Below are 8,566 nucleotides of genomic sequence, written 5' to 3'. Positions count from 1 at the left end.
TGCGCGGTCAGGTAATGTTAGAATCATGAGAACTCGGTAACGGTTGTAGGTTTGTATGTTTGGCGACTGATCAGATCGCTCAAACGGTACCGAGTTCCCTTCTTTTTCTACAAACCAGTGATCTATATTTAGGAACAGTTATTTAGAACTTTCACTTTCCACCTCGGTTATAAATAACAATTTATAGATTCTTTGGACGAGCGAAGCCATCACTTATCAACAAGACAAATGGCTATGTATTTTTATTTAGATAATCAGTTACATGTCAAACAATAGATTTAACATACAGGTTTATACGTAAAATTCATTATAAAATGGAATAATAGATGCACCTAGTGTTGAACTTTTCTCACTATTTGGCGATAGAATTAATTTTGGCGAACTGGCATCACTAGGAACAAGCGTAGTTATTCGTTCTGACAATTTTTTGATTAACTCTTCGGCTACAGAATTAGGAAGAGAACCACCTAATATAATTAACTGTGGATCAATCCACTGAATACAATTCGACAATATTTGTTCAATTTGTACCGCACTACGAGCAACCCATTGTTCTAGCGTCAGTTCTTTTCGGCTCACGAAGTCAAGGTATGATGGTCTTTCCTTTCCATACGGGAAGGATAAACCAACTTGACCAGCATTATTGAACCCACCCTTAAATAACACACCATTATAAATAATCCCCGCGCCAATCCCAAAACCGATGTCAATAAAAACCATAGTTGAGAAATCTTTTTTAACATGCGAGTAATATTCACCTATTACGGAAGCATTTACGTTATTTTCTATATAAACGGGATATTCAAATGCGTTATCTAATATATCAGCCAAAGCAACATCATTAAAACATTGCAGAGCTGGGACACATACCCAACTCTGGTCAATACCTCTATAAGCAGGTAACGAAAAGCCGATACCTAATATTTTTGCCTTCGGGATTTTCGCTTTCACAATGCCAAAATTAACTAAATCCTGAATAGATTCGAGCATTTTTTCAAGGTTTTGTGTTTTGTCTACCGAACGACTTGTATGATAGACAATCAATCCTGACAAATTTGATATTGATATCGCCATGAAATTTGGCTCAATACTAACACCTAGAGAGAAGGCTCCTTCAGGATTAATTTCAAGTGGTATTGGTGGTTGACCTCTGCCACATTTTTGTCTTGAACCTTCTCGTAACAAACCAAGATTAATAAGTGACTTAGACAACTGAGTGACAGCACTTGGTGTTAGACCAGTAAGTTCACTTATCCGCGCCCTACTAATGACACGATACTTTGAGACCGCTGAAATAATCTTTCTTTGATTAGTCGTAAGGTCATTAGTTAGGTAGCTTTGGTTTTTCATTAGTATGCTTTCATATTTGCTTTGTTGATTAAACTAATCATATATAATGCATCATCATGACTAATCATGTCTATCAGACCTTCTCGAATCCAGGCTAATATTTCTTCTTCGGCTTCTACACCGAACTTGTCATAATAGTTTTCTGTCGGTGTTTTATTGTTACTGTGCGCATGTAAGTACATACGAGTACCTAAACCATGCTGCTTATACGCACGTAAATCATCAATGTGTGCAAACTCATACTCAAAGCAAACACAAGAAGCATTAGAACCGAGAACACATTCTAGTTGGTTGTTGTAACGTTCAAGTGTCACAACTTGTAAAGCTAATTCAGGAATAATTTTTTTTACTTTGTTAATCAATACGTGGTCAAACGATAACAATTGAATAAAGTTAACTGCATGAGGCACAGCACGAATAACATTAACAAAACAGTCAATAAACGCATCTTGACGTATGCGTTGTTTTGCTTCGACTATCAAGCCAACTCCATTCTTAATCGCCCATGAAAGCACGTCGACAAAGAGCGGTATTTTTGTGCCTTTAAACTCTTGTCCAAACTTGATTCCAAAATCAAAAGCTAGCAATTCTTCATACGTTAATCGGTCTACAAACCCTGTTCCCGTAGAAACACGATCCACAACGTGGTCATGAACAACGACCAATTGATTGTCTCGTGTAAGTTGGATATCAATTTCAATACAGTGCGTATTTGCTCGTAAAGCCCCTTCAAAAGCGGGCATCGTGTTTTCTGGATAAATTTCGCAGTATCCACGGTGTGTGTTCGCCAAAACAACCCCGTTTTCTGCATTGTGGAATTCAAATTTCATCTGTTTGTATCTCGTTAATACCATTGCCAATTAAATTATTATAAAAAACTTAATTAATCAATATCATTGCTAAAAATAACGTAAGCCATTGATAAATAAGAAGTTGATAAAAACTTGACGATCGTCACATATCAATTAAGTTTTTATTGATAACCTAATTAGACATCTCCTCAATAATGGATAAGCGAAATGACTGATAGATTGACCCTTGATAATATTTCGAAGTACTTTGATAATGGCTATTGTGCGGCGAATGAAATCTCACTTAACGTGAAGGAAGGTGAATTCGTTACGCTTCTTGGTCCATCAGGCTGCGGTAAAACAACTCTTCTAAAAATCATTGCAGGATTTCACAATCAAGATAGCGGTGATGTTCTAATTAACGGCCAAGTCGTCAATGACATGCCACCTGAACGTCGAAATACAGCCATGTGCTTTCAATCTTATGCTCTCTTTCCACACATGAATGTGTCGCACAATATTTGTTTTGGTCTTGTGCAACAGAAAATGCCACTTGACCAACAAATTTCAAAACTGAATGAAACTCTTAAACAAGTGGGACTGGTAGAACACAAATTAAAAATGCCAGCCCAACTGTCTGGCGGCCAACAACAACGCGTTGCACTTGCTAGAGCGGTTATCACTCTTCCCGATGTCATTTTATTCGACGAACCACTGTCCAACCTCGATGCGAAACTGCGGGATAGCGTGCGAATGGAGCTAAAAGAGCTTCAACGAAAATATAAATTGACCTCCATCTATGTCACTCATGACCAAGCAGAAGCTCTCTCCCTGTCCGACAAGATCGTTGTACTGAATAAAGGCAACGTTGAACAAATGGGGACACCAAAAGAAATCTATAACAACCCTGCGAACTCATTCGTTGCAGATTTCATTGGTTCTGCCAACATTTTGGAAGGCACGATGCAAAGTATCGACGGTCAATCAGGTTCAATTACATCAGACGTGGGGGAGTTTATATATTCATCAGATTATCCTAATAATTGCGAAGTAGAAGAACTACGTTATTTCTGCTTCCGTCCCGAGGATATAAAGCTCAACACGAATAACGCCACGGTCAACACATTTGATGTTTCAATTACCAAGATCTCTTTTATAGGCAACTTAGTAGAAGCATATGGTACAACCATAGGATTTGATAAAGAACTTCGTTTACAACTTTCAAAAAACTTAGATGTACAAGAAGGACAAACATACTCTTTCTTTGTTCGTCCTGAACATATTAAACCTTTGGAATTAATCTAATGCCAAAAATAATAAAAGATAACGGCCTTGCCTGGCTGTTAATGCTCAGTGGAGTTGGAACGATCTTGCTCTTAATGGGGTCAACCGTATATACCATCATTATGCAGTCATTTGGTTACTACAACATGACAGGTGAAAGCGGATTTACTTTGCAATATTGGGCAGAGAATATACAAAGCCCACAGATGCAGAGTGCTTTATATTATTCGATTAAAGTCGCGACATTAGGAGCATTACTATCGATCATTGTCGCATATCCAATTTGCTTATGGTTACGCAATGAAATCAAAGGGAAAGAGTTAATTATCTCCGTAATGCGTATACCGATGTTTGTCACAGGACTTGTTGCCGCGTTCTTGTATGTCAATATCATTTCGTATCACGGCATTTTAAATCAATTCCTTATGTTTATCGGCATTATTGAACAGCCATTACGGTTACAAAATGACTCCTTCGGTTGGGGCGTAATTATTCTTCAAATGTGGAAAAACATTCCTTTTGCTTTAATTCTAATTTCTGGTGCTATGAATAGTATTCGTGGCGATGTTTTAGATGCGGCAAGTAATTTAGGCGCATCTAAATCTCGTAAATTCTTCGCAGTGATTGTGCCTTTAACCCTTCCAGCCGTTCAGGTTGCAATGATTCTTATCTTCATTGGCGCACTTGGTGACTTCGCGTTCTACTCTATTGCAGGCCCGCGAAATACATATGCGCTTGCTCGACTGATGCAAGTAACCGCAATGGAATACGCGGAATGGAACAGCTCTGGCGTAATTGCAGCCATCATCATGATTACTTCAGGGATTGCCGCAACTGTCATTACGCTTGCAATTAAACCATTTACACAGAAAAAAGGAGAAGTGAAGTAATGAATACTCTTACGAACCGTTGTAATTCCTTTAAACGCTTCTTCAAAGCAGATCGAGAAAAAACACCAAAAATGGAAACCATCAATGCAAAGAAGGTTACGAAAATATCTCTGTTCTTCTTTTTCATCGTGAACTTCATTTGGATAGGTATTCCTATTATTATGGCAGTGTTATGGTCTCTGGTTGATCCAGACCATCCTTGGGCATACCCACAACTCTTTCCTGAAGTATTATCATTTGGCCGATGGTCTTACATGTGGGAAAACACATCCTTAGCAGAAGCTATCTGGAACAGCTATCGAATTGCTCCTGTAGTTGCTGTTACCAGTATCTTGCTCTCTATTCCTACGGCTTACGCGCTAGGTCGATTAGAATTTAAAGGAAAGAAAATCTGTGAAATGATTTCGTTAATTCCTCTAGTTATTCCTGGTATGGTGATCGCCATCTTCTTCAGCGCTGCTCTTATGAATCTTGGCATTGAGAATCAATTCATTGGCATCGTTATCGGTCACACAGTCTTAACTCTACCCTACTCAATACGTATTATGGCTGCTGGATTCAAATCGGTTCCTCAAGACATGATTGATGCGACACGGAACTTGGGCGGTAATTATTGGACAGTATTTTGTAATGCTTTCCTTCCTTTTTTAAAGCCGAGCTTATTGGCAGCTACGATCTTTTGTTTAGTTAAAAGTTTAGAAGAATTCAGTATTTCATTTGTACTTGGTTCACCCGATTTCATCACTGTACCTACAATTTTGTATTCCTTCTTAGGGTATTCATTTGTTCGTCCAGACGCAGCCGTAGTGTCAATGATTTTGGTCATACCCAATGTAATTCTAATGATAATTATTGAAAAACTTTTAAAAGGCAATTACGCCTCTCAATCAAATGGAAAAGCATAATGAAACTAGTAAAAAGCTTATTAACTCTTGCAGTAATGTCCACTTCAATCACCGTCAATGCTCAGACCTATGAGAAATTACACCAAGATGGGATCAACGATACACTGATAAAGCAAGCACAAGATGAAGGCTCTGTTATTTTCTCTGTATGGTACCTACAGCCAAAATGGCGTGAGTTTGTTCGAGAATTTGAAGATAAATATGATGTTAAAGTCCGCATTCCTGAAGGCTCAATGGATGGTACGTTCAATAAACTTTTAGCAGAGCAAAAACGTGAAAAAGGACGCATGGACGTTATTGCTTTGAGTCCGACACAAATTAGTCTTGCTGTAAGACAAGAAGCAATTGCTAAAGTGGATCAACTAGATAACTACGCTACCAGTGTTCACAGAGTAAACAACATTGATTTGAATGGTTACGCGATAGCCTTTTGGGGTAATAAAACAGGTTTAGCTTATAACTCATTGATTATTGATGATAAGGAGATCCCTCAAACGTTTGAACAACTACAATATTTCATCACCAATAATCCGAAGCGATTTGGATACAATGACCCAAATACTGGTGGTGCGGGGGCTGGCTTTATTGAGCGTATGGTAACCATCAATTCAGACCCATTTGATCCTCAAGAGAAACCTACAGAAAAAGTGCTTACTCAATGGTCGAAAGCTTGGGACTGGTTTAATAGAAATAAAGAGAATATGGTGATCTCTGCTTCTGGTGCCGACAGTCTCAATCGACTAAATGATGGTGAAATCGCCATTGCTCCTGCTTGGGAAGATCATCTAATTGGGCTACAAAATTCAGGCGCGATTACTAAGAATGTGAAGTTCTATGTCCCTGAATTTGGTATGCCAAGTGGCGGTAATGTTGTAGCGATCGCTGCGAACACTCAGAAACCTGCGGCTTCGATCCTATTTACCAATTGGTTAGTTTCTCCAGAAACTCAACAACGCATGCATGATAAATTTGGCTCAGTCATTATGGTGAAGGATACAACTGGTACCACAGCAACTGAAGTACCTCACTTTAACAAAGAACTCGCAACAGAGCTGAAGAAACAATTTATCAACAAAGTAGTTCTCGGTGATTAATAATTATAACCTATAAATCATCAAATTTAGGGTGACTTTTGTACCAAATAAGGCAGTGGTAGCAATATTCTCACAGAAGTCACCCTCTTCCTTTAAACGACTTATATAATTGTTGATGAAGGGTTTAGCTCTAATAGCACTATTGAGATAGAAAAATGTACGAATATTTCTTTTAATACCATCATGACCAATCTGCACTAATTATTAGAAAGGTATAATAGTGGCTAAAGCCGCTCACGACATATCCACTTAATATTCTTGGTTTGGCCGCCGATCTATTAAGTGGTCGTCAATATTTATTGTTACGCATAGCTGGCAGTTAGAAGAACTGACTTACGCGCCACCATATGGCAGTGCCAAAGATGTGATCAACCAAGCCGCCTTTGTCGCGAACAACATCATTAAGGGTGACTCTACGCCGATTCACTTTGATGAGATGGACTCACTAACAGACGATCAAGTACTGCTTGATGTACGTAACCCTGGCGAGCTCGAAAATGTTGGCTTTATCAAAGATGCGATCAACATTCCTGTAGACCAATTGCGTCAGCGTATGGACGAACTGCCTAAAGACAAGGAGATTGTTATCTACTGTCAAGTTGGGTTACGCGGTAACGTAGCATACCGTCAGCTAGTTAATAACGGCTTCAAAGCCCGTAACCTGATTGGCGGTTATCGCACTTACAAATTCGCCACTGCTTAAGGAAAACCAAACACTGCCCTTTCCTTTGGAGCACTTAATGTGCTCCTTTTTTATAAATAAGAGTGCCACAACCTTCATCTAACTGTCGTTCATCCAGAAGTTAACCTACATCCAAAAAGAGTCGAAAACTGTTACATTAAATCGCTATGATATGTAATATCGAAAGAGTAAAAACATTCCAGTTCAAGGGCTTTAAAATGGAATTATTAGTAGCACCACTAATTGTGCTTCTTATCTTTTGGAAAAAGCTATCAGCCGACGAATGGATAGCCTTAACTGTATATGCTTTGTATGCCATAAGCTTGATAACTCTAGTTAGTCTCCCTAAGCACTCAAAGATAGGGCCCTTGTTCATAGGCCTCCCATCATTACTAATTTTAGCCTACATGTACTCTGACTTTACTGACCATAATCCTAAGTTAATAAAAGCAACTTCTATGATCATGTTTATCGTTATCGTACTTTTACTACTCTACTTTCAACTTGTCGTATATTGATAATAGATCAACCTCAAGATTATAACTCTCGAGCCGTTCATCAATATTTCTGATAGTTTCTAGTTCCCCTTTCGTTAATGTAGACAAATCTCGATTGTTATAAGTAGAAATGGTTTCAGGAATCTTTGAACCACCGAGGCTTTGTACGTAATTGGATTCTTCTATTTTTGAGCAACGCTCCACTCTCAAGCTTCTCACAATCGGTATATATTTAAGCTCCTCAGGAGTAACATCACGCGCTGTTAAATCTTTTTTTCGCTGCTCATCATTAACACATTGTTCTATTTTTTGGTAATACAAATCTTCCACCTCACTAGCACTAGCACTAGCACTAGCACTAGCACTAGCACTAGCACTAGCAATGAAAGACCAAAGTAGAATAAAAACAAACGTAATATTAGCGAGTTTCATTGTATAAACACTTCCAAAACAATTTTTCTTGATAAGACAAGCCAGCTCTCATGTACATTCTTGCAGAGATATCCTCGACCCTTCGAACGAGTATTGGATTTGAAGACCTCATTGCTTTAGATAAGAGTTCAAAGTCTGTGGTGTAAATCTTATAGGAGGACATCAACACTCCATTGCCACCAAAAATATCTAACATTGCAGATGCACCTAAAAAAACAGAAAGAGCCTTAGAAAAACCCTGTAACTCTTCAATCTCTCTTAATGCCGTTTTACTATCAGCCAAAACGAATATTACTAATATCACCACATGACATTGATACAACCTTCTTATAATTGAAAATCTCAAACTCAATCTTATCAAAAACCTATCACAAATCTGTCACTCCTTTTTTAAATGTCCGCTGTTTCCACAAAGTAGAAATGTCCTTTTCATTTACTGTTACTCATTATGCCAAGAGTACAAGTATCCTTTAATGATGCCTGTCCTTTTAGTCGGCGTTGTTGCCTAAATCAGTTGAACCTTTTTCGAGTCTTGCGATCTGACCCTTTATGATGGTTAGAGCGGTGGTGGCATGGGTAAGGCAAAAAAGAAGATAACTAACTGGGCGGAGTACAATAAGGCTCTGTGTAAACGGGGCTCG

8 protein-coding genes and 1 pseudogene are annotated in these 8,566 nt (G+C 38.5%); 5 read left to right on the top strand and 4 right to left on the bottom strand.

Features of this window, described 5'->3' with window-relative positions:
• Positions 1 to 291 precede the first annotated feature (291 nt).
• Positions 292 to 1,350, bottom strand: a complete 1,059-nt coding sequence (locus QTN95_RS19335) for an ROK family protein (RefSeq protein ID WP_331418643.1) — start codon at positions 1,348 to 1,350, stop codon at positions 292 to 294.
• On the bottom strand, positions 1,350 to 2,180 hold the full coding sequence (locus tag QTN95_RS19330; RefSeq protein ID WP_069448042.1) for a glycerophosphodiester phosphodiesterase: 831 nt from the start codon (positions 2,178 to 2,180) through the stop codon (positions 1,350 to 1,352). The genes QTN95_RS19335 and QTN95_RS19330 overlap by 1 nt, the downstream gene beginning before the upstream one ends.
• Before the next feature lie 189 nt (positions 2,181 to 2,369).
• On the opposite strand from QTN95_RS19330, the gene QTN95_RS19325 reads away from it, so the two are divergent.
• The 5 genes and pseudogenes from QTN95_RS19325 to QTN95_RS19305 all read left to right on the top strand — a co-directional run.
• Positions 2,370 to 3,446, top strand: a complete 1,077-nt coding sequence (locus tag QTN95_RS19325) for an ABC transporter ATP-binding protein (RefSeq protein ID WP_331418642.1) — start codon at positions 2,370 to 2,372, stop codon at positions 3,444 to 3,446.
• Positions 3,446 to 4,315, top strand: coding sequence for an ABC transporter permease (locus QTN95_RS19320; RefSeq protein ID WP_331418641.1), 870 nt, complete (start codon positions 3,446 to 3,448; stop codon positions 4,313 to 4,315). The genes QTN95_RS19325 and QTN95_RS19320 overlap by 1 nt, the downstream gene beginning before the upstream one ends.
• Entirely contained in the window at positions 4,315 to 5,220 is a 906-nt protein-coding gene (locus QTN95_RS19315) for an ABC transporter permease (protein ID WP_331418640.1), read from the top strand. Before QTN95_RS19320 ends, QTN95_RS19315 begins: the two co-directional genes overlap by 1 nt.
• Positions 5,220 to 6,314, top strand: a complete 1,095-nt coding sequence (locus tag QTN95_RS19310) for an extracellular solute-binding protein (protein WP_331418639.1) — start codon at positions 5,220 to 5,222, stop codon at positions 6,312 to 6,314. The genes QTN95_RS19315 and QTN95_RS19310 overlap by 1 nt, the downstream gene beginning before the upstream one ends.
• A 325-nt stretch (positions 6,315 to 6,639) precedes the next feature.
• Positions 6,640 to 7,017 (top strand): annotated as a pseudogene (locus tag QTN95_RS19305) (rhodanese-like domain-containing protein); the annotation flags it as partial.
• Between the two features lie 467 nt (positions 7,018 to 7,484).
• Here the strand turns inward: QTN95_RS19305 and QTN95_RS19300 are convergent.
• Positions 7,485 to 7,925, bottom strand: a complete 441-nt coding sequence (locus QTN95_RS19300; RefSeq protein ID WP_331418638.1) for a hypothetical protein — start codon at positions 7,923 to 7,925, stop codon at positions 7,485 to 7,487.
• On the bottom strand, positions 7,912 to 8,208 hold the full coding sequence (locus tag QTN95_RS19295) for a hypothetical protein (RefSeq protein WP_331418637.1): 297 nt from the start codon (positions 8,206 to 8,208) through the stop codon (positions 7,912 to 7,914). The genes QTN95_RS19300 and QTN95_RS19295 overlap by 14 nt, the downstream gene beginning before the upstream one ends.
• Positions 8,209 to 8,566 lie beyond the last annotated feature (358 nt).

This window comes from Vibrio sp. M260112, from assembly GCF_036533775.1.
Taxonomy (GTDB): domain Bacteria; phylum Pseudomonadota; class Gammaproteobacteria; order Enterobacterales; family Vibrionaceae; genus Vibrio.
The sequence above is the reverse complement of the archived record's forward strand: the minus strand, read 5'-3'. Positions and strand labels throughout refer to the sequence as shown.

Excerpts from the sequence above, each read along its gene's own strand:
- QTN95_RS19335 (WP_331418643.1), bottom strand. The coding sequence starts at position 1,350 with ATGAAAAACCAAAGCTACCTAACTAATGACCTTACGACTAATCAAAGA.
- QTN95_RS19330 (WP_069448042.1), bottom strand. The coding sequence starts at position 2,180 with ATGAAATTTGAATTCCACAATGCAGAAAACGGGGTTGTTTTGGCGAAC.
- QTN95_RS19325 (WP_331418642.1), top strand. The coding sequence starts at position 2,370 with ATGACTGATAGATTGACCCTTGATAATATTTCGAAGTACTTTGATAAT.
- QTN95_RS19320 (WP_331418641.1), top strand. The coding sequence starts at position 3,446 with ATGCCAAAAATAATAAAAGATAACGGCCTTGCCTGGCTGTTAATGCTC.
- QTN95_RS19315 (WP_331418640.1), top strand. The coding sequence starts at position 4,315 with ATGAATACTCTTACGAACCGTTGTAATTCCTTTAAACGCTTCTTCAAA.
- QTN95_RS19310 (WP_331418639.1), top strand. The coding sequence starts at position 5,220 with ATGAAACTAGTAAAAAGCTTATTAACTCTTGCAGTAATGTCCACTTCA.
- QTN95_RS19300 (WP_331418638.1), bottom strand. The coding sequence starts at position 7,925 with ATGAAACTCGCTAATATTACGTTTGTTTTTATTCTACTTTGGTCTTTC.